18 protein-coding genes are annotated in these 24,975 nt (G+C 67.0%); 6 read left to right on the top strand and 12 right to left on the bottom strand.

Annotated features, from left to right (window positions below):
* Positions 1 to 9 precede the first annotated feature (9 nt).
* Positions 10 to 2,154: an alpha-glucuronidase family glycosyl hydrolase gene (locus MC375_RS06840; RefSeq protein WP_277929381.1), complete on the bottom strand. Its 2,145-nt coding sequence runs from the start codon at positions 2,152 to 2,154 to the stop codon at positions 10 to 12.
* Positions 2,155 to 2,360: 206 nt separating this feature from the next.
* Between MC375_RS06840 and MC375_RS06835 the strand changes: the two genes are divergently transcribed.
* Positions 2,361 to 3,542, top strand: coding sequence for a LacI family DNA-binding transcriptional regulator (locus tag MC375_RS06835; protein WP_242102544.1), 1,182 nt, complete (start codon positions 2,361 to 2,363; stop codon positions 3,540 to 3,542).
* A 362-nt stretch (positions 3,543 to 3,904) separates the two neighbouring features.
* Here the strand turns inward: MC375_RS06835 and xylA are convergent, their stop codons facing one another.
* The 3 genes from xylA to MC375_RS06820 all read right to left on the bottom strand — a co-directional run bounded on the left by xylA (position 3,905) and on the right by MC375_RS06820 (position 7,644).
* Entirely contained in the window at positions 3,905 to 5,242 is a 1,338-nt protein-coding gene (gene xylA, locus MC375_RS06830) for a xylose isomerase (RefSeq protein WP_242102543.1), read from the bottom strand.
* A gap of 89 nt (positions 5,243 to 5,331) precedes the next feature.
* Positions 5,332 to 6,846, bottom strand: a complete 1,515-nt coding sequence (gene xylB, locus MC375_RS06825; protein WP_242102542.1) for a xylulokinase — start codon at positions 6,844 to 6,846, stop codon at positions 5,332 to 5,334.
* A gap of 429 nt (positions 6,847 to 7,275) precedes the next feature.
* The gene (locus MC375_RS06820) at positions 7,276 to 7,644 is read right to left on the bottom strand and encodes a hypothetical protein (RefSeq protein WP_242102541.1); all 369 of its coding nucleotides are present in this window, start codon (positions 7,642 to 7,644) and stop codon (positions 7,276 to 7,278) included.
* Between the two features lie 662 nt (positions 7,645 to 8,306).
* Here MC375_RS06820 and MC375_RS06815 point away from each other — a divergent pair.
* Positions 8,307 to 9,257 (top strand): DUF2268 domain-containing putative Zn-dependent protease, encoded by a 951-nt coding sequence (locus tag MC375_RS06815; RefSeq protein WP_242102540.1) that lies wholly within the window; start codon positions 8,307 to 8,309, stop codon positions 9,255 to 9,257.
* Between the two features lie 203 nt (positions 9,258 to 9,460).
* On the opposite strand, the gene MC375_RS06810 is transcribed toward MC375_RS06815, so the two are convergent.
* From MC375_RS06810 to MC375_RS06795, 4 genes are all read right to left on the bottom strand, one after another.
* On the bottom strand, positions 9,461 to 9,994 hold the full coding sequence (locus tag MC375_RS06810) for a nuclear transport factor 2 family protein (protein ID WP_242102539.1): 534 nt from the start codon (positions 9,992 to 9,994) through the stop codon (positions 9,461 to 9,463).
* Between the two features lie 260 nt (positions 9,995 to 10,254).
* Positions 10,255 to 11,448: a c-type cytochrome gene (locus MC375_RS06805; protein WP_242102538.1), complete on the bottom strand. Its 1,194-nt coding sequence runs from the start codon at positions 11,446 to 11,448 to the stop codon at positions 10,255 to 10,257.
* A gap of 323 nt (positions 11,449 to 11,771) precedes the next feature.
* Entirely contained in the window at positions 11,772 to 12,635 is an 864-nt protein-coding gene (locus tag MC375_RS06800; protein ID WP_242102537.1) for a nuclear transport factor 2 family protein, read from the bottom strand.
* Positions 12,636 to 12,656: 21 nt separating this feature from the next.
* Entirely contained in the window at positions 12,657 to 13,259 is a 603-nt protein-coding gene (locus MC375_RS06795; protein WP_242102536.1) for a LysE family translocator, read from the bottom strand.
* 160 nt (positions 13,260 to 13,419) lie between these two features.
* On the opposite strand from MC375_RS06795, the gene gcvA reads away from it, so the two are divergent.
* The 3 genes from gcvA (at position 13,420) to MC375_RS06780 (ending at position 17,989) form a co-directional block, all read left to right on the top strand.
* The gene (gene gcvA, locus MC375_RS06790) at positions 13,420 to 14,319 is read left to right on the top strand and encodes a transcriptional regulator GcvA (RefSeq protein WP_242102535.1); all 900 of its coding nucleotides are present in this window, start codon (positions 13,420 to 13,422) and stop codon (positions 14,317 to 14,319) included.
* Positions 14,320 to 14,523: 204 nt separating this feature from the next.
* Complete coding sequence (locus tag MC375_RS06785; protein WP_242102534.1) at positions 14,524 to 17,304, top strand: alpha-L-rhamnosidase; 2,781 nt, start codon at positions 14,524 to 14,526, stop codon at positions 17,302 to 17,304.
* Between the two features lie 190 nt (positions 17,305 to 17,494).
* Positions 17,495 to 17,989: a nuclear transport factor 2 family protein gene (locus tag MC375_RS06780; protein WP_242102533.1), complete on the top strand. Its 495-nt coding sequence runs from the start codon at positions 17,495 to 17,497 to the stop codon at positions 17,987 to 17,989.
* Between the two features lie 56 nt (positions 17,990 to 18,045).
* Here MC375_RS06780 and MC375_RS06775 read toward each other — a convergent pair whose 3' ends face one another.
* Positions 18,046 to 18,696 (bottom strand): glutathione S-transferase family protein, encoded by a 651-nt coding sequence (locus MC375_RS06775; protein ID WP_242102532.1) that lies wholly within the window; start codon positions 18,694 to 18,696, stop codon positions 18,046 to 18,048.
* Positions 18,697 to 19,015: 319 nt separating this feature from the next.
* Between MC375_RS06775 and MC375_RS06770 the strand changes: the two genes are divergently transcribed.
* Positions 19,016 to 20,350: an amidohydrolase family protein gene (locus MC375_RS06770; protein WP_242102531.1), complete on the top strand. Its 1,335-nt coding sequence runs from the start codon at positions 19,016 to 19,018 to the stop codon at positions 20,348 to 20,350.
* Positions 20,351 to 20,481: 131 nt separating this feature from the next.
* Here the strand turns inward: MC375_RS06770 and MC375_RS06765 are convergent, their stop codons facing one another.
* From MC375_RS06765 to MC375_RS06755, 3 genes are all read right to left on the bottom strand, one after another.
* The gene (locus tag MC375_RS06765) at positions 20,482 to 22,554 is read right to left on the bottom strand and encodes a GxGYxYP domain-containing protein (protein ID WP_242102530.1); all 2,073 of its coding nucleotides are present in this window, start codon (positions 22,552 to 22,554) and stop codon (positions 20,482 to 20,484) included.
* A gap of 231 nt (positions 22,555 to 22,785) precedes the next feature.
* On the bottom strand, positions 22,786 to 23,589 hold the full coding sequence (locus tag MC375_RS06760; protein ID WP_242102529.1) for an arginase family protein: 804 nt from the start codon (positions 23,587 to 23,589) through the stop codon (positions 22,786 to 22,788).
* A gap of 118 nt (positions 23,590 to 23,707) precedes the next feature.
* Complete coding sequence (locus MC375_RS06755) at positions 23,708 to 24,820, bottom strand: ABC transporter substrate-binding protein (RefSeq protein ID WP_242102528.1); 1,113 nt, start codon at positions 24,818 to 24,820, stop codon at positions 23,708 to 23,710.
* Positions 24,821 to 24,975: the final 155 nt, after the last annotated feature.

The following is a 24,975-nucleotide window of genomic DNA, read 5'->3' as shown; positions in this document are numbered from 1 at the left end:
CCCTGGCCATCACCCATTCCCCGGAGCATATGGAAATGAGAGCGCTTCGTAGTACTCGAGCGGCTGCGCCGGCGGCGCGTATCCTGGCGGCAGCGGCAATCCATTGATGCGCTGGAAGTAGGCGATGCTGGCGTCGCGCCACCACTGCGCTTCCTTCTGCTGGATCGCGAGGAAGGCCGCGACCTGTGCATGGCGTTCGGCGTCGACATGACCGCGCAGGCCGTCCCAGGTCGTGCGCATCTTCTTCACTTCGTTCACGCCGCGCGTGTAGCGGTGCACCAGTTCGTCCCAGAGCGGGCGCCCGGACCGGGTGCGGTAATCCCAGGGCAGATGGTGGAACCACAGCAGGAACTGCTCCGGTACTCGCTTCACATCGCCGAAGCTGTCCGCCAGTGGCGGCGCGTATTGCGCAACGGCATTGCTGCCCGTTGCGCTGCGGTCGAACCCGATGCCGTTTCGGTCGGCGCGGTGGTAGTAGACCGAGGTCCAGTCGGCACGCGGTCCGCCGGCGACCCACGGGCCGGGGCCGTAATGATGGTCGCGGCCCATCAGGTGGTGCAGGCCAAGCGGCGTCATGTAATCGACCACCGCTTCGCGCGAACCCATCATCATGTCGACAACGGAGTCCACGAAGGGCTGGTCGTTCGAGAAGGTCATCCGGACCCAGTCCCGGGCGATCTCGCGCGAGGACTGCGATGGATCCCAGGCGAGCCGACCGTAGGCGTACCAGTTGGCCTGGTCGAAATGCGAGCCGCTCCAGTTGCGGTCGGTGCCGATGTTGGCGACACCGGCCATGCCCGTGACTTTGTGGCCGTGCAGCGACCCGTCGATCACCCGGGCCACGGTCGAGCCCTGGCCCTGCGCCATCGTGTCGGACTGGAGCGTCTCCTGGTACAGCGTGCCGAGGTAGGCCAGGTGGGTCGCGAAGCCGAGGTATTCCTTGGTGATCTGGAACTCCATCATCAGCGGCGTCTTCGGCATCGCGCCGAACAGCGGATGGAACGGCTCGCGCGGCTGGAAGTCGATGGCGCCGTTCTTCACCTGCACGATCACGTTGTCGCGGAACTTGCCGTCCAGCGGCACGAACTCGGTATAGGCCTGCTTGGCGCGGTCGTCGGGCTGTTCGCTGGAATAGACGAAGGCGCGCCACATCACCACGCCCCCGTGCGGAGCGAGCGCGTCGGCGAGCATGTTGGCGCCGTCAGCGTGGCTGCGACCGTAATCCTGCGGACCGGGCTGGCCTTCGGAGTTGGCCTTGACCAGGAACCCGCCGAAGTCCGGGATCGTCTTGTAGATCTCGTCCGCCTTGTCCTTCCACCACCGTCGCACCGCCGAATCGAGCGGGTCGGCGGTCTTCAGTCCGCCGATTTCCTTCGGCGCGGAGAAGCGCGCGCTGAGATAGACGCGGATGCCATAGGGACGCAACACGTTCGCCAGCGCGGCCGCCTTCGCCAGGTACATCGGCGTGAGGCTGAGCGCGTTGGAATTGACGTTGTTCAGCACGGTGCCGTTGATGCCGAGCGAGGCGTTGGCGCGCGCGTAATCGGTGTAGCGCGGATCCACCCAGTCGGGCAGTTTGTGCCAGTCCCAGATCGAGGCCCCGGCGTAGCCGCGTTCGACATGGCCGTCGAGATTGTCCCAGTGGTTGAGCACGCGCAGCTTGATCCGAGGGATTACGCGCACGTCGATCCGATCGAGCGATTGCCGCGTCTGCAGCAGGCGCAGGAAGTGGAAGGCGCCGTACAGCGCGCCGAGGTCATCGTTCGCCGCAATCACCGTCGCCCGATGTCCGTCGACGATGACGCTGCGGATGAGATAACCGTCGCCGCCGAGTTGGTCGGTGTCGAGCTCCAGCTTCCCGACCAGCGGCGACGAGGCCGGCGTGCCGACGATGAGCGCGCCATTGGATGTAACCACGTCCGACAGCGGCACGGCGGCACCGAGCAATCCCCCCAGGCCGCGCCGCAGCTCCGCGCGCGTAACGATCTGCGTTGGCGTCGTGGCAGCCGCGACCAGCTGCATGACGGCACCGCGGTACTCGCCTGCATGCGCGGATTCGACCGGCCGGTAACGCAGCCACAGCTCGTAGCCGTCCTCGGCGCGCAGCTGCTGCACGGGCAGGATCGAGGCCAGCACCACCGCGCCTGCAACCAGAACCCGGCTCAATGCGAAAGTGCCGTAGCGGCGGCCGGGCGCGGGTTGCAGTGCGAGCGGTTCCTTCATCTGCCCTGCCCGTCCATCCTCATCGCGTCCGCCCGGCTCGCGGCTCGGCGCGCCATGTCGCCGGTCCAGCCGGTACCCGCTAACATGGCCAATACCGTCATGCCTCGCGTCGCGTCGCCTTTGCGTGCTGCCGGCTTATGCCTTGCCGGTTCTTGCCTTGCACGATCCGGCCGGCGCGGCGGCGATTTTCGATTGCGACTGCGGCCATCGCACACCTGGAGGGACGAGCTTTGGGGAACGTCAAGAAAGCAAAGTCCCGGAAATCGGTTCGTCGCAGGGGCCACGCGGTCACGATCGACGAAGTGGCGGCCCACGCCAGCGTATCGCCGATGACCGTATCGCGTGTGGTCAACAACACCAGCAATGTGCGTGAGTCGACGCGCGAGCGGGTGATGCGCGCGGTCGAGGAACTGGGGTACACACCCAACCTCGCCGCCAGTTCGCTTGCCGCCGCCCAGGCCACCCGCATCGGCCTGATCTACACCAACCCCAGCGGCGCATACCTCAGCGAGCTGCTGGTGGGCGCGCTGCGAGGCACCGCGCGCACCGCGACCCAACTGGTGATCGAGGCCTGGGACGAGGCCGATGCCAAGTCCCAGCGCCACGCCGCGCGCATGCTCGCCAAGCGCGTCGCCGGCGTGATCCTGCCACCGCCGCTGTGCGAATCCAGGCCGGTGGTTTCCGAGCTGGTCGGCGCCGGCATTCCGGTGGTGGCGATCGCGTCGGGACGCTCCAGCGACGATATTTCCTGCGTACGCATCGACGACTTCCATGCAAGCAAGGAAATCACCGCGTACCTGGCCGCGCTGGGCCACACCCGCATCGGCTACATCAAGGGGCACCCCAACCAGACCGCGAGCGAACTGCGCTACCAGGGCTATGTGGCTGCATTGGGCGAGGCCGGCATCGACCTCGATGACTCCCTGGTCCAACAGGGTTACTACACCTACCGGTCCGGGCTGGAAGCCGCGGAAAAGCTGCTGGCCCGTCGCAAGGCGCCCACCGCGATCTTCGCCAGCAACGACGACATGGCCGCAGCCGTGGTTTCGGTGGCGCACCGTCGCGGGCTCGATGTTCCGCGCGACCTGTCGGTGGTCGGCTTCGACGATACGTCGGCCGCAACCAATGTCTGGCCGGAACTCACCACGATCCACCAGCCCGTCGCCTCGATGGCGGACCTGGCCGTCAACATCCTGCAGCGCAGTATTCGGGGCAAGGAACAACACACGCGCGTGGTGGTCGACCACGTCGTGGCGCACGTGCTGGTCAAGCGTGGTTCGGTGGCTGCGCGCACCTCGGGTACGAGGAGCGGAGCCTGACCGGGACGCAGCGGGCGGAATGCGCCTGTGGTCGGTGGCATGAAGCTGCGTGCCCAGCCCTCCACATGAGCACTGGCCAGTCCGATAACCGCGAGCAGCGGCGGAAACGATGAAGCGGATGTTCGCCACGCTGTTCGTAGAGGTGGCACTTCCAAGCATTGCGCTGCGCATGCCCGCTGCTTCCCTGGTAGTGGTCAAACCCCTGCATCCGCATGCCCCGCGGACGCCGCTCACCACGCGATCCACCGCTTCTTCCGCCGTTTGCAGGAAGGGCTAGGAGGCTGAAGTGCGGGACAAGCCGCCTTCCACAACTTCCCGTCCATGCCTTCCCCGCGCTTGCGGGGAAGGGCTCACCTCGCAACTCAAACCTTCAGCAGATACTGGTTCAACAGGTTCTCGTAGCGCTCCTGCTTGCCGCTGATCTGCCTCGGCTCGGCATTCCTCACCGCCAGCGCGTGCAGCTCGGCCAGCGACAGCTTGCCGTCGGCGAAGTCCCTGCCGGCACCACCATCGAAGCTGGCGTACCGGTCCTTGCGCCACTGCTCCCAGGGAGATGCGGTCAGCAACCCGTGCGCAACTTCCAGTCCGCGCGCGAACGCATCCATTCCGCCGATGTGGGCGATGAACAGATCCTCCATGTCGGTCGATTCGCGCCGCGCCTTGGCGTCGAAGTTCAGGCCGCCGACCAGGCCGCCCTGGCGCAGCACCACCATCATCGCGCCGACGGTGTCGTACAGATCGGTCGGGAACTGGTCGGTGTCCCAGCCGTTCTGCGGGTTGCCGCGGTTGGCGTCGATGCTGCCGAGCAGGTCATGGTCGGAGGCGACCTGCAGGTCGTGTTCGAAGGTGTGGCCCGAGAGCGTGGCGTGGTTGGCTTCGATATTGAGCTTGAAGTCCTTGTCCAGGCCGTGCTCGCGCAGAAAGCCGGCGACGGTGGCGCTGTCGAAGTCGTATTGGTGCTTCATCGGCTCCATCGGCTTGGGTTCGATGAAGTAATACCCCTCGAAGCCGATGAGGCGGCCGTAGTCGCGGGCCATGGACAGGAAGCGCGCGAAATGGTCCAGCTCGCGCTTCATGTCGGTGTTGTGCAGGCAGGCGTAGCCTTCGCGGCCGCCCCAGAAGACGTAATGCTCACCGCCGAGCTCGACCGTGGCGTCGAGCGCGGCCTTGACCTGCACCGCCGCGCGGGCGACGACATTGAAATCGGGATTGGTCGCCGCGCCGTTCATGTAGCGCGGATGCGAAAACAGGTTGGCCGTGCCCCACAGCAGCTTCACCCCGGTGGCCTGCTGGCGCTCCTTGGCCTTGGCGACCATGTGCCTGAGGTTCTTCTCGTACTCGCCGATATCTTCGGCGTCCGGCGCCAGATCGACGTCGTGGAAGCAGTAATACGGCACGCCGAGCTTGGTGATGAACTCGAACGCGGCATCGACCTTGGCTTCGGCGGTGGCCATGGAAGAACCGGCTTCCCACGGGAACCTGCGGGTGCCCGGGCCGAACGGGTCGTGGCCGGCATTGGTGAACGTATGCCAGTAGCACACCGCGAACCGCAGGTGCTCGGCCATGGTCTTGTCGCCGATGCGCTTGTTCGCGTCATACACCTTGAACGCGAGCGGGTTGTCGGAATCGCGGCCCTCGAAGGGAATGCGGCCGATACCAGGGAAATACTCCCTGGCACCGATGAAGGGTTGTGTGCTCATGGCTGTGCTCGTGGACGTGGGTTGAATTCTGGAATCCGTAAACCTGGGGCATGAACAGGACCGCGCCGGGCGCGCTGCCCGGCGGGACATCAGGTCATGCCGGTCCCTGCTTGGCTGGCATTGAGCTCCCTCGCCACATCCAGATGGCGCAGGAAGCGCGGGTAATGCATGCGGTAGGCCGCTACCGCGACGGGATCGGGATGCGCAGACAGCGCGGGCTCCACGCGCACGTGTTCGCGGGCGATGGCGGCGATGTCGGCGTCGCCGCCGCTGGCACGACCGTGCGCCCACAGCGCCTGCAATGCGGCACCGAACGCGGCGCCCTCGGCCTGTTCCGGGACATCCACCTTCACTTCGAACACGTCGGCCACCATCTGCCGCCAGGCCGCGCTCTGGCTGCCGCCGCCGGTCAGGCGGATGGCATCGAACCGCAGGCCCGCGGCCTGCAGTGCATCGAAACCATTGCGCAGCGCGTAGGTCGCGCCTTCCATCGCCGCGCGGTACACGTTGCCGCGACTCAGATTGTTCAGGTCCATGCCGAACAGGCTGGCGCGCGCATTCGGCAGATCCGGGGTGCGCTCGCCGTTGAAGAACGGAAGCATCACCAGGCCATCGGCGCCAGGCGTGGTGCCATCCATCACCGCATCGCCGTCGCGCGTGCTGAAGCCGAATGCCTTCGCCACGTTCTCGGTGGCGACCGTGCAGTTCATGGTGCAGATCAGCGGCAACCAACCACCGGTGGACGAGCAGAACGCCGCCCATCCAGCCGTATCGTCCACCACCGGATGGTCGGCGTAGGCGAACAGCGTGCCCGAGGTGCCCAGACTCATGCTCAGCACGCCGGGCTCGACGTTACCGGTGCCGATCGCCGCCATCATGTTGTCGCCGCCGCCCGCGCTCACGAGCACGCCGCGCGGCAGTCCGAGTTCATCTGCGATGTCCGGTGAGATGGCGAAGTTCGCATCGGCCGCGACCAGTGGCGGCAGCAGCGCCGACAGGTCGCGCTGCGCGTCGGTCGCGGCCAGCATCGGCTTCGACCACTGTCGCGTGCGCACGTCGAGCCAGCCGGTGCCGGACGCATCGCCATGCTCCATCCAGCGCTCGCCGGTCAGCCAGAAGTTGACGTAGTCGTGCGGCAGCAGGATCGATGCGAGCTGCGCATAGGTCTCGGGCCGATGCTTGCGTGTCCACGGCAGCTTCGATGCGGTGTAGCCGGCCAGGATCGGGTTGCCGGCCAGCTGCACGCTCTTCGCCGCGCCGCCGGCTGCGGCCATGATCTCGTCGCATTCCAGCTGCGTGCTGGTATCGCACCACAACTTGGCCGGGGCCAAGACTCCCCCGGCTTCGTCCAGGGGCACGAACCCATGCTGCTGCCCGGACACTCCGATCGCCACGACCTGCGCACGCTGCACGGGCTCAAGCCTGGCGAAACACGCGCGGATCGCATCGATCCACCACTCCGTGCGCTGCTCACGGCTGCCGTCGTCGTGGGCGATCAGCTCCAGCGCATGGCCATGGCTGGCGACGACCTTGCGCGCCTGCGCGTCATAGGCGATCAGCTTGACGCTCTGGGTGCCTACATCGAGTCCGAGGAACAGGCTCATGCACGCCTCCCGGCTGGAGCCGGCAGATGGCTTCGTTCTCGCCGGAAGGCCGGCACGACGGCAATTTGGGCCAAGTAGATGTTAGCGCTAACAGAACGCGGCCTAAAAAAAGGCGCTGTCCGGCCGGTTGTGGGGGAGGCGCCGTTGGCACGGCTGATCGGGAACATCGTTTGCGATCCGAATTGCGCGCAGAGGGCGAACTCTACCAGCGGATCCACCAGAGGCATGTTGCGGTGCAAAAAGGCTTGGCGGCGGGCCCGTTTTCGCGCTGCGGAGCGACGGATTGAGCGCCGTTTCGGCATGCAGACGCAGAGGTCGGGGCGGAGGCATCCACTGGAACGCGACTATGCGAGCGGCTGCCTCCATCCCAGCTCTGCAAGCCACACAGCCGAGCCCGGGCTGGACCGCCCAACCCGGGCAGCGCCCCTCCTATTTCGCCGGCTCCTTCAACTCCACGACCAGCACCTTCACCGCTTCCTTGCCGGTGTTCTCGGTGTCGTGGGTGACCGGCTCGCTCCACATGACTTCACCCGCTTCGGTACGCCGCTGCGTCTTGGTGCCGTCAGCGCCGGTCTGGGTCGCATCGGCCCCCGTGAGGAATACGACGAGGCTGTCGCCGTGCGAGTGCATGCCGGTCTTGCCGCCGGGAGCGATGTCCAGCTGGATCACCCGGACCTTGTCGTTGTCCAGCACGACCTTGGCCTGCTCGCCCGCCGTCACCGCCATGTCCTGAGCGGAAGACGACAGGGGCACGGCCAGGGTGAAGACACAGGCGGCCAGCATGATGGTTCGATTCATGGGATGTCTCCGGTTGTGGCGACGCGACCGGCCGGGTGATCGCCACTGACGCGTGGGCATGAACGCGGACGCCCGGCCATGGCCCCGGCGCTGCCGGCTCCACACTTCGCATCATCCGCACCCATTGACCGCGGCTGGCTCCTGCCGGGCTCGGCTGGGAAACTGTCCGGTGACTCGCACGATGCGCCGAGCCGCATCCGCTCGGTCGCAGACAACGCCGACAGGCAGCCAGGACGGACAGATGCCGGCACCTTCTGTCGGCACGGCGCGGGCGGCGGCCCGTCTGCTGGCGAACGTTCCCCCACCGCACGTCGTACCGCCGAGAAGATGGCACACGTGTGTCCGGCGCGAGTTATGCGGAGTCCGGACTTGCGGGTCGTCCGGAACTGTCGCCGTTCTTCCTGGAGGATTTGCTTCCAGCGGTGGCATCCAGTCATCGATCGAACCCGACGTTCGCCGATGCGTTGAGCGGATGCTGGCGCTCCAGGCGGGCATTCGACCGGACACCTCGTCCGGGCAAGGCCCTGCACCGGCCGGATCGCGACATGACCAATGCCCCGGGTACGCTGCAATCACCCTCGCTACGCTGACTTGGCCGGGAGGTCGAATCGTTGTTGGATAGCGACAGACTCCGGTTCGTTCACCACACTGGGAATTGCTGCATGACACGTTCGAACCCAAAGCACATTCTGGCCGCGTTCCTGCTTGGCCTGCTGGCCTTCGCGGCCGCGTCGGCCAAGATCCGTGCCGCGGAAACCGAGGATGCCGGCGCAGCCACGCCGATGGTCGTGGTCGACGACGTCGCGCGCTTCTACCGCATCTACGACGACGCCAACGGGCATCCGACCGCCGAACAGTTGCAGCGCGATTATCTGGACGCCGGATCCGAGGGGCTCGGGCATCTCGCCAAGCTGCGCAGGGTCACCGGCGCACGCATCGCTGAAACCCTCGAAAGCAAGCCCGAAATGTACGTGGAAGCCAGGCGCTGCATGCGCGTGCTGCCGCAGGTGCGCGAGCGCCTGACGCTGGCCCTGGACCGTTTGCGCACGCTGTACCCGGAAGCGCGCATGCCACCGGTAACCATCGCCGTGGGCCGCGGCAAACCCGTGGGCATCGGCTATCCCGACACCGGCCTGCAGATCGGACTGGAAGCCCTGTGCGCGGTGAAGTGGATGAATCCCGACGTAGAGGACCGGTTCGTGCACGTGATCGCGCACGAGTACGCCCATGTGCAACTCGCAGCGGAAACCGCGGCGCTGGAGCAGCCGACCGTGCTCGAGCGTTCGCTGGCCGAGGGCGCCGCCGAGTTCATCGCCGAACTGATCTCCGGCGAGGTCGCGTATTCCCATTTCGGGCCGCTCACCCGCGGCCGCGAAAAACAGATTGAGACCGAGTTCGTCACCGACATGGACGACACCGACCTGTCGCGATGGCTCGACAACGCCACCGCGGACACGCCCGGCGATCTCGGCTATTGGGTGGGCTATCGAATCGTGAAGGCCTACTACCGCAATGCGCCGGACAAGCGACGCGCGGTCGGCGAAATCCTGCGCATGGCCGATCCGAAGGCATTTTTCGCGGACAGCGGCTGGCAGCCTGGCATGTCGCTCTGAGGCGCAAGCGGGCGAGCTGCCAGGCACATCCAGGCTCGTGGTCGCCCACTCGTTCGCTCGGGCGACGACCCGGAGGGTATCCATGCGAGAATCCGCCCGAGAAGCGGCACGGACACAACTGACTGGCGGCGCCGGCCATCGATCCCTTTCCGCCCTTCCATCCGCAGCTTCAATGCAAGGGAACTCGGGGCCACTCGCGCGGCTCATTCCGCCAGCTGGTGGTCGTAGCTGATCACGCGCGCCAGCTTCCACGCATCGCCCTCACGCTTCCACAGGTCGATGAACTTTCCGGTTTCGGTGAGGCGGTCCGGTTCGCCGGATCGCAACGCGAAGAAGCGGTGCGTGCCCATCTGCATCGCGCCGTAGTTGCCGATGACATGGACGGTCATGCTGCCCGGCACCAGCTCGCGGCGCGCGCGGAAATCGGTACCGGCCGCCTGCCGCGCGCACATGCCCGTGATGTCCTTGACGAACTGCGCACCGGATTGCGTGGTCAGCCCGTGCTTGTCGTGGAAGAACTCGAAGTCCTCCGCCACCAGCGTTTTCAAGAGCTCCGGCTTGCAGCCGAACACCGCATCGAACAACTGCCTGTCCTTCTCGGCCAGCGTCGCCACCAGCTCCGGAGATGCCGGCGCGGCGCCGGGCGTGAGATGGATCGGCGCTTCGCGCATTGGCGGCTCGGCGGCGGACGGGACGGCGGTGCAGGACAGCAAGGCAAGCAGGAGGAAGCGGCGCATGGCGAATCCCTGTTTCGGGGTTGGCCACTGTCAGTCAGCCCGGCTCCCGTCGCCAAGGGCTTTCCGACGAAGGCCGGTTGAGGGCGACGAACAGGGACTGTGCGAGCCGTGAAGGCATGCGGCGGGGAAGACATGCTTCCCGCAACTCATGCCTCCCGACGATTCAAGCCGACATGTTTTTGCCCGCTTTCCGATCCGCAAGAACGCCGCAGACTGTCCTTCGATCGCAACCCCGGTCTCCTCTGCGTCCAGAGGCCGGGTTACAGGGATTTCAGATATTCGACCAGGTCGCGCTGCTCATTCTCCGCCAGGCCCAGTTCGAGCTGGCGGTTGTAATGCGCGACCACGTCTGGAAGCGTGGCTGCGCTTCCGTCGTGGAAATAAGGCGGGTGCTGCCACAGTGCGCGCAAGGGCGTGGTCCGGTACGCCTTGTTCTTCGTGCGGGCGGCATAGGCGCCATCCATGCCGGTCTCCTCCGGCGCGTGCAGCTTGCCGCCGTTGTTGTCCGTCCCCGTCGCACCGACGTGGCATCCCATGCAGTTGCGGCCGAAGGCCGCGCGGCCACGGTTGGCGGCCATGCGGTCGAAACTGCCGGCCGGCGGCGCGGGCGCCGCCAGACTGTGCTGGTAGGCGCGCAACGCGGGCAGCTTGTCCGTGACCAGGTCCGGGTCGTGGTCGATGTGAATGTTCAGCGCATCGTCGTGGAAATCACCCTGCCCGCCCATCTGGGTCACGGCAACGTAGGCATTCCAGTACGAGATCGGCCCTTCCGCGGTATAGGTCTCGTTGCGGATGTGCGCCAGCCCGTAGGCCGGCGGCAGCACCAGCGGCGTGTTCTTGCCATCGATGTTGTAGCGCGGGTCGTACTTGCCCGGCCCCCAACTGGTGTAGACCGCCTTCTTGTCGGCGGGCAGGTTCGGCGACAGCGCGATGATCGCGCCCACGTCGAGATCCCGGTTCGGCCAGCCGTCCAGGCGCCGGCCGATGCCCGCCTGCACCGAGTCGTCGACGGTCGAATGGCACAGGGCGCAGGTCACACCCAGCCGGGTGATGTGATTGTCCGCATCGACCGTGGCCCTTAACCCGACGACGGCGTTCAACTTGAGCAGCGCGACGGTGGTCGCCGGGCTCTTGAGGTCCACGGATTCCAGTATCCCCGGCGGTAGCGCATCGGCATCGACCTTCAAGCCGACCTTGAGCGCAGTGGTGGGATCGACGCTGGTCTCGACGACCGTATGCAGCGCCAGCTTGTCGGTCCATAGCTGTTCGTCGCCGAAGGTTTCGAAACGGAAGATCTGCTTGCCCTGCGCGACCAGCGCAGGGGAAGACGATGGCGCAGGCGTTGCGGTGGGAGAATCACCGGCAGCGTTCGCGCCGCAACCGCCGGTCAGTGCAGCCGCCAACGCGGCCATCAGGATCCGGGGCGACCCCGGCTCATGGACGGGACGGTTCATCGCAGGCCTCCTCGCGGGTGCCCTGAACCCTGCGGAGCATTCGCCCCCTGAAGTGAAAAGGGTGCGATGCCAATTGTTGGGATTTAGTAACAAAAATGAGGGGCCTGACAGCCCTTTTTGGCGGCCGCATCGGATCGATTGGGTGCAGCAAAAAGCTGGTCGACGCAGGGGCAACGCAGCGGCTTTCCCAGCTTGCGGAGCAGGTTGACGCGAACCCCTCTCTTCGTCCCGGGTGGATGACGCCACCCACCATGAATGTCCGTCACTCACGGCGCCCGGGCGGCATCACGCGCGAGTGACGATCGACCGGCGCCGGCCGCAGATCACTCGCCCGACTGTTTCGCATTCAACGCCGAACGCGAAGACGGGCGCGCCTGCTGGGCCAGGTACCAGTCGTCGACGATCCGGCCGCCCTGCACACGGTAGAGCGACAGACCCTCGCTGACCGAACCATCCTGCTGCGTGGCGCGGTCGTGACTGACCACCCATTCGCCCAAGGCGAAGCCGTCGAGCGCTTCGATCCGCGCCGGTCGCTCGGTGAACATGGTGCGGAACACGCGCTCGCGGCTGGCGGCATCGGTGATGCTCTTCGACGGGCCGCCGCCCAGCGTGTCGGGCGCAGCGCGAAAATGGAAGTTGCGCGCGTCCGGGGCGAACAGGGAGAGAAACGTCTCGACATCGTTGCGGTCCGCCGCCCCGTTGAAACGATCGATCACCGCCTGCGCGGCATCGGACCCGGCGGGTTCGCTGTCGAACCGCGCGATATGCCAGATCCTGTCGATCTGGCCATCGCGGACGCGGAACCCGGTGATCATGGGGCGGATCGTCGATTCGCCGGGCAGCTGGAACTCGACGCGGGCCAGCACCAGGTCACCCAGCGACACCATGTCCACGACTTCGTGGCGCCCCTGCGGCCCTTGCTTGAAGGCTTCGCTGAAGTAGCGCTGGACCTGCTCGCGCGTGCCGATCCGCTCCGACAGCGGCCCGACCAGGGTGTGCGGCTCGGTGGAGGGGCTGTAGATGCGCAACGACGGCGAGAGCACCGCCATCAACGCATCCAGATCGGCGTTATTGAGCGCGGCGGAATCCTTGAGCACGACCGTCTCTTCGGCATTGGTCGCGGTGGTTTCGGTGGCGAGCGCGTGCGGCGCCGCCAGCATGGCGATGAACAGGATCAGGATTCGCATGATGTACTCCGGTTTGGGTGGTTAGCGGCTGACGATCGCGCCCGCCGCCACGGTCATGAGCAGTGCGCTGCCCCGGCCGACGCGACGCAAGGCAACGGGGGAATGGAGGTGGCGGCGGAGGCGCTCGGCCGCCAGCACGTACGCGGCAAGCACGCCGGCAACCACGCAGATCGCGAGTGCGCCCAGCAGCAACGCATCGCGCAAGTACAGGTCGTCGAGGCTGACGATGCCGGGCAGCAGCGCGACGTAGAACAGCATCGTCTTCGGGTTGCCCAGGGCGATGGCCAGACCCGCGAACGGCAGGCGCGCGTCGTCGCGATCGCCCGCAGCGGTTGCGACGGCCGGCGCATGCCAGAGCTTCCATGCCAACCACAGCAGGTAGGCGACGCCTGCGTAGCGGATCGCCACGAACAGGCCCTGATGGCGGTCCGCCAGTGCGGCCACTCCAAGAATGGCGCACGACAGCCAGAACAGTTCCCCCAGCACCAGCCCGGCGCACAGCCGGACCGCGCCACCGAGGCCACGCGTGAGCACCCGGGCCACGGCGGCGGCCGTGCTCGGCCCAGGCATGGCGACCGCCGCCGCCAATGCCATTGCGAAGAGCAGGCCGGAGCCGGCGTTCATCGCAGGCCGCCTTGCCCTAGCAGGGCTACTGGCACATAGTCGCCCGCAAGCCGGGTGTGGTGAACGCGTCTGGCGCTAAATCGCTGCATGACAGCGATCCTAGGGTCCGCGCTGCGACGTACACAACGAGAAATCCATCTCTCATCAATAAGGTGTCCTTATGTCAAAAGTGCTGCCTCCCCTGCCCGCGATCCGTGCCTTCGAGGCCGCGGCCCGGCTGGGCAGCTTCACCCGGGCCGCGGACGAGCTGCACATGACCCAGGCGGCGGTGAGCTACCAGATCAAGCAGCTGGAACAGCGCCTGGGCCTGGGTCTGTTCCACCGCCAGCCGCGGCAGGTGGTGCTCACGCCGGCCGGGCACCGGCTGGCGCCCGCCGTGCTCGATGCGTTCAAGCAATTGCGCACGGCGTTCGCGCAGGCGATCGAACGCGTGGAAACCGAGCTGGCGATCACCGCGCTGCCGACGATCGCGGCGGCGTGGCTGGTCCCGCGCCTGGGCGCGTTCCAGCTGGCGCATCCCAGGCTCGCGGTGCGGCTGGACACCGCAGTGGAACTTGTGGACCTGAACCGGGGCGAGTTCGATGTCGGCATCCGCATCGGCGCCGGCGAGTGGCCCGGCCTGGATGCGGACTTCCTGCTGCCCAGCCTGTTCACCCCGCTGTGCAGCCCAGCGCTGCGCGAACGTCTGCGCACGCCGGCGGACATGTTGGCGCTGCCGCGTTTCGGCCGCGAGCGCTGGTGGCGCGCCTGGTTCGCCGCCGCGGGCCTGGCGGACGCCGACCTCACCGCGAAACCCGGCGTCGAGCTGGACGTCGAGCAGCACGCGGTGACCGCCGCGATCGCCGGGCACGGCGTGGCGCTCAGCTCGCCGCTGTTCTTCGAGCAGGACATCGCGGCCGGCCGCCTGCTGCAGCCGTTCGAACTGGTCGTGCGCGACCAGCGCGATTACTGGCTGACCTATCCGACCACGCTCCGTACCAGCGAAAAAATCCGCGCCTTCCGCACCTGGCTGCTCGCGCAAGCCGCTGCGTGCTGCCAAGAACGACAAGACGCGCGCTGAGCATGCGTTCACCTCGCCCCGTTTTGTCCGGGTCGAGGTATGCGCGTTGCGCGGTATGCAATCCTGTGCACAGCCACCGAGATGCGAGATGGCATGGACCACACATGCGGTTGCGCTGAGCCGAGACGCGACCGATTGACGGGCAACGAGGGAGACATCGTGCATAGACGCATCCCAAGGGCGGAGCCATGTATCGCCAATACCATGGCCGCACGTGCCCCCAGTCCGGCGCAGCGCATCGCACCTGGCCTACGCGAGTTGATCGCATGCCTCGCGCTCGTCATCGCCGTTTTCCCGGCCACTGCGGCGCGTCAGGCATCGCTCGCCCTGCGCGCGCTCGCGGTCGAGAGGAGGGCCGAGCCACTCGGCATCGACGTGGCGCGGCCGCGCTTCTCGTGGGTCATCGACTCGGATGCGCGCGACGTGCGCCAGGCGTCCTACCGGCTGGTCGTGAGCGCGCCCGATGGAACGCAGTGGGACTCGGGTGCGGTGGCGGGAGATGCTTCCATCGAAGTCGAGTACGCCGGGCCTGCGCTCGCACCGGGCACGCGCTATACGTGGACGGTCGAAGTGCGGACCAATGCCGGCGTGACCCGTGCTTCGTCGTGGTTCCGTACCGGCCTGTTCGACGACGGCGACTGGGGCGAAGCACGCTGGATTGGCAACCGGCGTCCGCCCGCCACGGATGCGCGTCCCCCGGCGGCGCCACCAATGCCTGCGCCGCTGGTCCGCCGCGCGTTCGAGATCGACGGCGACATCGCCGCGGCCACGCTGTACTACGCAGCCGGGGGATACGCCGACTTCCGGGTCAACGGCCGACCCGTGAACCAGGATCTGCTCTCGCCCGGGTTCACCGACTACGACGACACGGTCCAGTACGTCGCGGTCGACCTGACGGCGCGGCTCGCCCAGGGGCGCAATGCGATCGCCGCCGAACTCGGCCGCGGGTTCTACGGCATGACCGGCGCGAACGTGTGGCGGTGGCACCAGGCGCCCTGGCACGACGAACCGGTGGTGCGCGCGCTGTTGCGGATCGAGTACGCCAACGGCCGCATCCAGGATGTCGTGTCCGACGACACCTGGCGCATCCACGACGGTCCCACCCGGTTCGACGATCTGTATGCCGGCGAAACCTACGATGCCGCCCACCTGCAGCCCGGTTACGGCACGGCGGCCTTCGACGACGCAGGCTGGGCCGCGGCCAGCGTGGTCGGCGGGCCGCGCGGCGAGCTCGTCGCCCAGCGCCAGCCGCCTATCCGGATCGCGGAGGAGCTGCCCGCCACGTCGATCGCCGAACCGGTGCCCGGGACCTATGTGATCGGCTTCCCGAGCGTCATCGCAGGCAACGTGCGCGTCGTCGCCGAAGGCCCGGCGGGCACGACGATCCGGTTCCAGTACGGCGAAAAACTGCTCGCATCGGGCCTGGTCGACGTGTCCAACAACGGCGGATTCGGTTCCGGATTCCAGACCGACCGGTTCGTGCTCGCGGGCACCGGCGCGCCGGAGCGCTGGAACGCGCGTTTCTCGTACAAGGGGTTCCAGTACATCCAGGTCACAGGCTGGCCCGGCGGCGCGCCGCCGCTGTCGGCGTTCACGGCACTGGTCGTGCATACCGCCGCCGCGCGCACCGGGTCGTTCACCAGCGCCGAGCCGGTGATGAACGCCACGCACGAAGCGGTGGTGCGCACGCTGTACAACAACCTGCACGGCATTCCCACCGATACGCCGATGTTCGAGAAGAACGGCTGGACCGGCGATGCGGCTCTGGGCGCCGAGATGTTCCTGATGAATCTCGACACCGGCGAGCTGTTTGCGAAATGGATGCGCGATGTCCACGACAGTCGTCGCGCGGACGGAGCGCCGATGGTGATCGCGCCCAGTTCTGCGGACTGGGGCGACTGGGGCATCGCGCCGCCCTGGCACTCGGCCTACGTGCTCATTCCCTGGTGGCTCTACCAGTACCAGGGCGACCGGCGGGTGCTCGATACGCACTACGACGGCATGAAGGCCTATGTCGACCTGGAGTATGCGCGCTCTCCGGGTGGCATCGCCGACTCACGCCTGGGCGACTGGGTCAGCCCCGAGGCGAGCCCCGCGGGCGGAAATGCGCCCGAGGACACCCGCGTTTCCGCAACCGCTTTTCTCTACCGGATGTTGCGCACGATGGAACGCATCGCCGAAGTGCGCAGCCGTTCCGCCGATGCCGCCGGTTTCGCGGCACGGGCGCGGATCGTCAAAGCCGCGTTCAATGCCGAGTTCCTCGATCCCGAAACCGGCCACTACCGCGGCACCGGCGATCGCGGCTACCGCCAGACGCACAACGTGCTGGCGCTCGCGTTCGAGCTGGCGCCGGACGCGGCGGCCGCCCAGCGGGTCGCCGACAGCATCGCCGCCGACGTGCGTGCCAAGAGCACCCATCTCAATACCGGCGCCCTCGGCACCAAGTACCTGCTGCCGGTCCTCACCCGATACGGCCATGCCGACCTTGCCTACGCGCTCGCGGTGCAGACCAGCTACCCGAGCTGGGGTTACAAGCTCGCCAACGGCGCAACCACCATGTGGGAACACTGGGCGCGCGAGGCGCGCTCGCGCGGGCACTACTTCCTGGGCACGATCGACGACTGGTTCTACCACGACGTCGCCGGCATCCGGCCGGACGAGCGCGCGGGCTGGCGCAGGATCTCGATCGCGCCGCGGCTCACCGGCCAGCTGGCATCGGCGCGCGCCTCGCTGTCCACGCCCTACGGCGCGGTGTCGTGCAGCTGGCAGCGCACGGCCAGGGGACTGCAGCTGGTAGCGCAGGTGCCGGTGGGAACGACGGCGACCGTTCGGATTCCGGCCGCCAGCGCCGCGGTGGTACGCGAGTCCGGCGTTCCGCTCGACGCCGCCAACGGCGTGCATTCGGCCACGATGGATGGCGATGCCGTGGCGATCGACGTCGGATCGGGACGCTACGTCTTCACCGCCGGCGCGCGGGACGACTGATACGGAAATGCGTCGCCCGCATCCACGCCGGGTGTGGCCTCAGTAGCGGATTCCCTCCTGTGGTTACCCGGAAGTGCGTTCTTGAACGCGATACGGGTTTCCCCTACTCAGTCCATGAGTCGTTCGTGCCGGAGTCTGTGCCGGCCGGACACGACGAATGTCTCGCGGACCGATTTGGAGGAAAACCATCATGCCGAACAGAGGCGGATATGCGATCGGCCTGCTGCGCCTGGTTTTATTGGCGCTGGCTGCGACGGTATTGGCGGTGCCCACCGCGACGTTTGCCTCACAGGCATCGCACAACGGCGCCGCCGGAATGCCGCCGGAACTTGCCGAAGCCGTAAGCGCATATCGACAGGCGACGATGCGAAGCGACATCGCGGCACTTTCGGATCTCGTCGCCGACGACTACATCCTCGTCAACTCGGATTCCTCGCTGCAGGCCAAACAATCGTATCTCGACGACTTCAGGCTGCCCGGATTCAGGATCGACCGATACGTCGTGGAGGAGTCTGCGCAAGCGGTGTGGGGCGATACCGCCCTGGTCCGCGGCCTGCTGCACCTGGCATGGACACAGGATGGTGCGCAGCACCGTCGCGTGCTGCGGATCGCGCATGTCTGGACCAGGCGCGAAGGCCGTTGGCAGATCGCGTACACCCAATTGACGCGCGTGCCGGAACCGTAGCGCCTGCAGGCTGATGGCTAACCCAGCCGCGCGTCGCTTACCCGGGCGACGCTGCCTCAGGCTCGGCCCTGCGTCTCGAATACCGCCAGTTGCGCGGCGAACGCACGCTGGTAGGCGGGCCGCGCTTCGCCTCGGGCGACATAGGCGGAGAGGTTCGGATATTCGTCCAGGATTCCCGAGCTCTTCGACCTGAGCAGCACCGACACCATCATCAGATCGCCGGCGCTGAAGGCGCCATCGAGCCAGTCGGCATCGCCCAGGCGGCGGGACAGTTCGCCCAACCGCTTGCGCAAGCGACCCTCGACAGCCGGCAGGCGCTGCGCGTACCAGGTCTCATCGCGCTCCAGCAGTCCAATCATCGAACGCTCGACGATCGGCGGCTCCACCGTGTTGAGCGCGGCGAACATCCATGAGATCGCGCGCGCCCGGGCATTCGCATCGTCCGGCAGCAGGCCCGCATGGCGCTCGGCGAGATGCAATACGATCGCCCCGGACTCGAACAGGACGAGATCGTCCTCTTCATAGGTCGGGATCTGCCCGAAAGGATGCAGCGCCAGATGCGCGGGCTGCTTCATCTCCTCGAACGAAACAAGACGCACGTCGTACGGCTGGCCTACTTCTTCGAGCGCCCAGCGCACGCGCATGTCGCGCGCCAGACCCTTGCCGCGATCGGGCGACGTTGCAAAGGCGGTGATAGTGGGGGTCATTGCAAGGCTCCAGTTGAGTGCATGACGCCATCGTGCGCCATATGATTGATTGCCAAGGCTTTGTGCGCGGCGATTCCTGCTTGGGTTGGATCTGTCGTCCTGGCCAGCTGGTACGTCAGGGCGCACCCTATGGTCAGTTTCGAGCCAGCCTCAGCGGCGTGCTACGGGAACGACGAACGGGGCTTTCGGAAAACGACATCGTCCGGCACTTTCTTTCCGACCATTGAGACGGGGCTGGCTCAAGCCCGCCTTAAGCGGATTCGCTGGCCCGGCGGCCAGGGTGGTGCGACAGGGCGCACCCCATGCAGATCTCCCGTTGGTGGCAACGCAGGTGCCGATTTGCAATCATGCCGCCGACGCGGTCATCCGGAACTCTTCCATGCTCGCAATCCGGCACGCGGCGCATCTCGCCGTTCTCGCCTCGCTGGTCGCATCTACGCCCGGGCTCGCGAGCGACGCCAACGCCACCTGGGCGTTGAAGGCAACCAGGCTCTACGTCGCAGCGGATGCCAGACCCATCGAGAACGGCGCGGTGTTCGTGCGCGACGGCAAGATCGCCGCAGTGGGCGCTGGCGAGATCGCGATTCCGGACGGAACGCCCATCTCGGAATGCAGCGGCGGCATCGTCACTGCCGGCTTTCAGAACAGCCACGTGCATTTCATCGGCGAGGCGTTCACCAATGCGCGCGACAAGTCCGGAGCATCGCTGAAGGACGCGCTGACCTCGATGCTCACCCGTTACGGCTATACCACCGTCGTCGACACCGCTGCATTCGATCGCGACAACTCGCTCGCGTTGCGCGCGCGGATCGAAAGCGGCGAAGTGCCCGGGCCGAGAATACTGACCGTCGGGCTGCCCGTGTTTCCGCCACAGGGGATCCCCATCTACTTGTCGCACTTCCCGAAGGAAGTGCGCGATCGCCTGCCTCAGCCGGGAACCGCTCAGGCAGCGGTTCAGGTAGTCCGCGACAACGTCGCCGCCGGCGCCGATGCAACCAAACTCTTCGTTGCGCCGCCCACCGACGAGCGTGGCACCATCAAGCGCATGCCGGTAGCCATCGCGCGTGCGGCCGCCGATGAGACCCATCGCCACGATCAGCTGGTGATCGCGCATCCGACCGACATCGAGGGTGTGCGCACCGCCATCGCCGCCGGCGTCGATATCCTGGCGCATACGACGCTGGGCGCCGAGACACCGTGGCCGGACGAGGTCCTGCGCCAGTTCGTCGATGCGGACATGGCGATGATTCCGACGCTGAAGCTGCTCGGCTACGAGTTGAAAAAGCAGCAGGTGCCCGACGATGTCGCCAGGAGCCTGATCAAGATGACGATCGACCACTTTCGCGCGTTCGCCGCCGCCGGGGGGCGCGTGATCTTCGGCACCGACGTCGGCTACATGACCGATTACGACCCCGCGCAGGAATACGCACTGATGGCGGACGCCGGCCTGTCGCCGATGCAGATTCTCGCCTCGCTCACGACGGAGCCGGCGAAGACGTGGCGCGAGAGCGATCGACGCGGCAGGCTTGCGATGGGCATGGACGCCGACATCGTCGTGCTCGACGCGGATCCGGCAGACGATCCGCGCAACTTCGCCAGGGTGCGGTGCGCGTTTCGCCAGGGACACATGATTTACAGGGCCACGGCCGACTGAGCCGAGCGACTCGCATTCGCGTGCGGATGCGCTCGCCGCACCCCGGGCCGCAGACCGCGCCCCGGTGGTTCGCAGCACCAGCGTCAGGGCGCCGGGTGCGTTTCGCTTACCGGGCTGCGCCGACGAAGCCGCTAGCGCGGCTGCGGGTTCGGCGCGCGCCTGAGCAGATCGAAGAAGGTGTCCGCCAGCACGATCCGGTAGCGATCGTCTTCGGCCACCAGCGCGGCCAGCTCGACGATGTCGTGCGGGTTCCAGTTCCAGGCATTGATGCCGGCCGCGATGAAGAACGGTGATTCGCCATTCCACTCGCCGACGTGCGCGTCGAGCGCCTGCTTGTATTCGGCCGCATTGCCCGGCTTGCTGTAGTTGCCGATCACCGGCAGCTCGCCGGTGCCCAGGATCCCGCCCGTCTCCCAGGACTGGATGATGCCGCGCAGGCTGGTGCGCGTGCGGTAGGTCTCCAGGACCGCGCCGTCGAGTGGAACCCAGCCGTTGTCGCTGCCGTTGCGATTGTTGTAGGCATACACCAGATCCAGGCCTGTGCGGCGCAGATAGCGCTCGGTGACATCGGCGTAGTCGGCGAAGCTCGCACCGGGCCAGGATCCGCCGTAGGTATAGCCGGCGCCAGACGGCCCGCAGATCAGCAGGTCGTTGGCGGTCGCGGTCTTCTGGAAATAGCGGTAGATCGCGGGCCCGGCGTCTGCAAGCACCGGGCTGATCGTCCAGTTGGTCGGGACCCTGCCCCGATCGGGGTGGTCCCACAGCTCGCGCAGATGGCGCTGGCAGAACTGCAGGTTGTCGCCTTCGCCGAAGGTCAGGGTCAGATAGATCCTGTTCTCCAGCGGCGCCTGCCGCAATCGCCTCGGCCGGGTCGAGATGTCCGCATGCACGCCGCCATGCACGGTGCCGTTCATGTAGAAATCCGCGGCGAACACTTCGACCCGATGCGCCGCCGCCAGATCGACGCCGCCCCATTCCCCTGCCACGTCGTTGGAGAACCAGCCCAGGTACGGCGTGGTGCTCGCCGTGCGGTCGAAGATCTCGGCCAGCAGCTCGCCGGGCTCGCCGTTGGGATCCAGCCACACCACCATCGCCCTGGTTGCCACGACGTAGTCGCGGAAGTACGCGACCGGCTCGCGCCGTGACGGCGCGGTGTCGGTCGCGGTCACCAGGTACTGGTTCCAGATGTCGACCGTCACGGTGAAGGATGTCGTTCCCGCCGGCGGCTGGAACCGGTAGACGAAATAGTTGCCGCCATCGGCGAACCGGTTCTGGTCGCCGCCGATCGCTGAATTGCCGGAAAACAGGAACGGTTCCTCGTCGGCGGTGCCGGGAATGAACTCGGCGATCACCGCGCCATCGGCGGTCGCGACCAGGCCGCCGACCGAGGCGCCCCAGCCATCGAACGTGAATGCATCGGCGAAGCGCAGGTACACCTCTTCGCCGCCCAGTTCCTGGCTGAGGTCGAAGGTCAGGAACGCGCGGTTGGAGGAATCCCGGATTTCCTGCGTCTCGCGCGCGACTTCGCGCCAGCTGACGCCTTCGACGTCGACCACGCGGGTTGGCGGCAACCCGGCGAGCAGCCGGTGTTCGCAGCGCGGCCACAGGTGCTCGAGTTGCCAGCGGTAGATCTGCACGTTGTCCTGGCCGGCGAAGCGCGCGCGCAGGTCCTCGATGATCGGGAAACCGTACCGCGCCGCCTGCTCCGCGGTGGCGACTACCGCGTTCTCGAGTCCGGCCAGGGTGGTCGCGATGTTGATCGAATCCGGCACCTCGGGGTCGTACACGATCGCGCCCGCGGCGCGATCGCGATACGCGGCGATCAACGACAACGCGTCGGCGTGCAGGGTTACCTGGTCCTGGTCGAAGCCGGCGAGCCAGCGTTCGTCTGGCGTGTCCGCGCCGCGGTCGTAGACGAAATACAGCGCGGGCTTGCGCCGGTTCACCAGGCCCTGCAGGGTGGTGAGCAGGAGTTGATCCTCGCCCGGCAGGCTCGCAACGCTCGCCGCATGCAGATGTACCGGCTCGGCGAACGTCGGCAGCAGCCGGCCGGTCGTCCACCGTATGCCCGAGTCCGACGCGGTTGCGGTGGGTGCGGCCAACGCCTGCGGGCTCGGCCCAAACAAGCCGCTCCTCACCGCGCCGGTTGCCGTGCCGGCGACGATCAGTCCATTGGTGGCGAGGAACTGCCTGCGTGTGATCATGCGCTGTCTCCGGGGGTAGACAGCGACCGAGTATAGGAATCGCAAACACCCGCTTCCGTGACACGAGTGGCAGTCGCAGCGCACCGATGGCACATGGCATCAGCGCACCGGTAACGGTTGCCGCTGACATATTTTCGTTCGCAACGAACATGCGATCGGTCAAACGAGGCGAACGAAAACGCGTTTCCAGTGATGTGGGAAGAGCGAGCCGTACCTGTTCTGTTTGTAGCGTCAGCCTGCGACCGCCGCCTCGCATAACCGCTCGAGGAAGCGGCTGCCCTCCATCGCACCGCGCCCGTCGGCGGGCGCGAATTCGGTGATCGTGAGCCCGACCAGCGCGCCGCCGGCGGCGGCCCCGCGCACCACAGCCAGGCCTGCTTCCATCGACAGCCTGCCCTCCGGATAGGCCACATGGGGGAATGCGGCGGGATCGAGCGCATCCAGATCGAAATGCACATGGATAGGCCCCGAAACCGGTCGATCGGGATCGAGCCACGACAAGGCGTTATTGCGTTGGAATTCCCAGTCGCCATCATCGCCCACGTGCGCCGCGACATAACGGAATTGCGAGGGCGGCAGCGGCGTTGAGAGCAGCGCCCGCAGATCGGCCGGGGCCGAGCCCATGATCGCGGCGACCGGCATGCCGTGGAAGTTGCCGCTGGGCGAAGTCGCTGCCGTGTTGGCATCCAGATGCGCGTCCACCCAGAGCACGGTCAGGTCCGGGTAGCGTCCATGCAGATAATCGATCACGGCGACGTCGCAGGCGCAGTCTCCACCAGCGGTCAACACGGAACGCGGCTGCTTCTCGTCGAGCATCGCCTTGGCCGAACGGAACTGCTCGACGATCGCGGTCCAGCGATGGATCCCGCCGACATCCTCGCCTGCTCCGGCATCGGGAACCTGCACCAGCGGCCCGTACCGGCGGCAGACCTCAGCCGCAGCCAGTGCGCCCCTGCGCAGATGCTGCGAACGCCCTGATCCCTGCCACTGCGGATAGGACAGAACCAGGTCGAACTTGTGATCCGCACTTTGCATCATGATCTCCAGCGATTACCGACACTATCCTGCTTCAAGCCCGCTCTTGCAGGGTGGGTCTTGACCCGCCTTACGCGGACTGGCTGGCTCACCGCCCGGAGGTGCGCCAGGGCGCACCCTAAGGCGCGGCGTGGAGGATCCGGAAGCGATCGGGCTGCACCGGATCCCGATCGACGACCTGGATGGGCGGCCAGGCCCATTGCCAGACGCCGATGCCTGGCGTGCGCGAGAACGTGATCTGGCCACGCGTGCCTTCGACGGAAACACCCGGCCATGATTCGGCGATGCGCGGCCGGTCCACGCCGTGGGAACGCAGCACATCAGCGAGCACGGTGATGGTGTCGTAGCCTTCGAAGGCGACGAACGAGGGTACTTCGCCCAGCCGCTCACGCAGTGCCGTCTCGACTCGGGCCCCGAGTGCCCCGAGCCGCTCGGGCAGATAGCGCAGGAACGGGATCGCGGCGCCGTCGTCACCCAGCAACCTCGCCCATTCGGCGAACTCCGGTTGCCCGGCCGGCGCGCCGATCATGATCCCGGCCAGGCGCGGATCGCGGCGGACGGCTTTGACGATCGACACTGCCGGCTCCGGAGTGCCGACCAGTAGAAGCAGGGCTGTCGCGCGGTTGTCGACGAGTGCGTCGCACACCGCCGCGGCGCCAAGCGCACCCATGTCGAATTCGATCACCGTGCCGCCGCGCGGCGCGAGGGTATCCCGCAGAATGCGGGTTCCTGATGCCCAGTAGACGCTCGACTGGGCTGCCACGGCGATCCGGCTGTGGCCCGCGCCGAGCAGGAAATCCGCGTAGATCCGCCAGCCGCGGGACTGCGCCGGGGCCAGGCGCGCGACCCAGTGCGTTGGCTGTTCGGTGAGCGCGTCGAGCACCGCCGACGAGCACAGGAAGGGCAGGCCGAGCGCGTCGGCCCTGGCAGCCACCGCGCGAGCGACCACACTGTGATACTCCCCCGCCAAGGCAACCGCGCCCAGGCGAGCCAATTCATCCACGGCCGCCGCGGCCCGGTGCGGATCAGCGGTGGTGTCTCGCACCATCAGCTCGAGTGGCCTTCCGTCGATTCCGCCGGCGCCGTTGACTTCGCAAACGCCCAGCTCGAGCCCAGCGAGCAGGTGCTGGCCCGCCTCCACCCAGCCAGGCCGGCTCAGCGGTACCAGCGCGCCGATCCGGACGGCGGATGCGTCAGTCTGCTTTGCTGCGGATGATGATTCCGAACTCATGCCTGGGCATTTCCGGGAAGCGATCCGGTTGCAGTATCGCCGGATCGCTGAGTGAAAGCGGGCATCAGCGAACCGGCCATGCGGGGTACCCGCGCCGATCCCGGATGCCTTGTCTCTCGCACAACACCGAACCTGTTCCCGTTTCCCTTACGCTT

The sequence above is a fragment of the Lysobacter sp. M2-1 genome (assembly GCF_022662495.1).
Taxonomy (GTDB): Bacteria; Pseudomonadota; Gammaproteobacteria; order Xanthomonadales; family Xanthomonadaceae; genus JAKPBU01.
This window is presented reverse-complemented; position numbering and strand designations above follow the sequence as displayed.

What these genes read in the sequence shown, in the direction of transcription:
- MC375_RS06835 (WP_242102544.1), top strand. Translation starts at nt 2,361, where the DNA reads ATGCCTTGCCGGTTCTTGCCTTGCACGATCCGGCCGGCGCGGCGGCGA.
- xylA (WP_242102543.1), bottom strand. Translation starts at nt 5,242, where the DNA reads ATGAGCACACAACCCTTCATCGGTGCCAGGGAGTATTTCCCTGGTATC.
- xylB (WP_242102542.1), bottom strand. Translation starts at nt 6,846, where the DNA reads ATGAGCCTGTTCCTCGGACTCGATGTAGGCACCCAGAGCGTCAAGCTG.
- MC375_RS06820 (WP_242102541.1), bottom strand. Translation starts at nt 7,644, where the DNA reads ATGAATCGAACCATCATGCTGGCCGCCTGTGTCTTCACCCTGGCCGTG.
- MC375_RS06815 (WP_242102540.1), top strand. Translation starts at nt 8,307, where the DNA reads ATGACACGTTCGAACCCAAAGCACATTCTGGCCGCGTTCCTGCTTGGC.
- MC375_RS06810 (WP_242102539.1), bottom strand. Translation starts at nt 9,994, where the DNA reads ATGCGCCGCTTCCTCCTGCTTGCCTTGCTGTCCTGCACCGCCGTCCCG.
- MC375_RS06805 (WP_242102538.1), bottom strand. Translation starts at nt 11,448, where the DNA reads ATGAACCGTCCCGTCCATGAGCCGGGGTCGCCCCGGATCCTGATGGCC.
- MC375_RS06800 (WP_242102537.1), bottom strand. Translation starts at nt 12,635, where the DNA reads ATGCGAATCCTGATCCTGTTCATCGCCATGCTGGCGGCGCCGCACGCG.
- MC375_RS06795 (WP_242102536.1), bottom strand. Translation starts at nt 13,259, where the DNA reads ATGAACGCCGGCTCCGGCCTGCTCTTCGCAATGGCATTGGCGGCGGCG.
- gcvA (WP_242102535.1), top strand. Translation starts at nt 13,420, where the DNA reads ATGTCAAAAGTGCTGCCTCCCCTGCCCGCGATCCGTGCCTTCGAGGCC.
- MC375_RS06785 (WP_242102534.1), top strand. Translation starts at nt 14,524, where the DNA reads ATGGCCGCACGTGCCCCCAGTCCGGCGCAGCGCATCGCACCTGGCCTA.
- MC375_RS06780 (WP_242102533.1), top strand. Translation starts at nt 17,495, where the DNA reads ATGCCGAACAGAGGCGGATATGCGATCGGCCTGCTGCGCCTGGTTTTA.
- MC375_RS06775 (WP_242102532.1), bottom strand. Translation starts at nt 18,696, where the DNA reads ATGACCCCCACTATCACCGCCTTTGCAACGTCGCCCGATCGCGGCAAG.
- MC375_RS06765 (WP_242102530.1), bottom strand. Translation starts at nt 22,554, where the DNA reads ATGATCACACGCAGGCAGTTCCTCGCCACCAATGGACTGATCGTCGCC.
- MC375_RS06760 (WP_242102529.1), bottom strand. Translation starts at nt 23,589, where the DNA reads ATGCAAAGTGCGGATCACAAGTTCGACCTGGTTCTGTCCTATCCGCAG.
- MC375_RS06755 (WP_242102528.1), bottom strand. Translation starts at nt 24,820, where the DNA reads ATGAGTTCGGAATCATCATCCGCAGCAAAGCAGACTGACGCATCCGCC.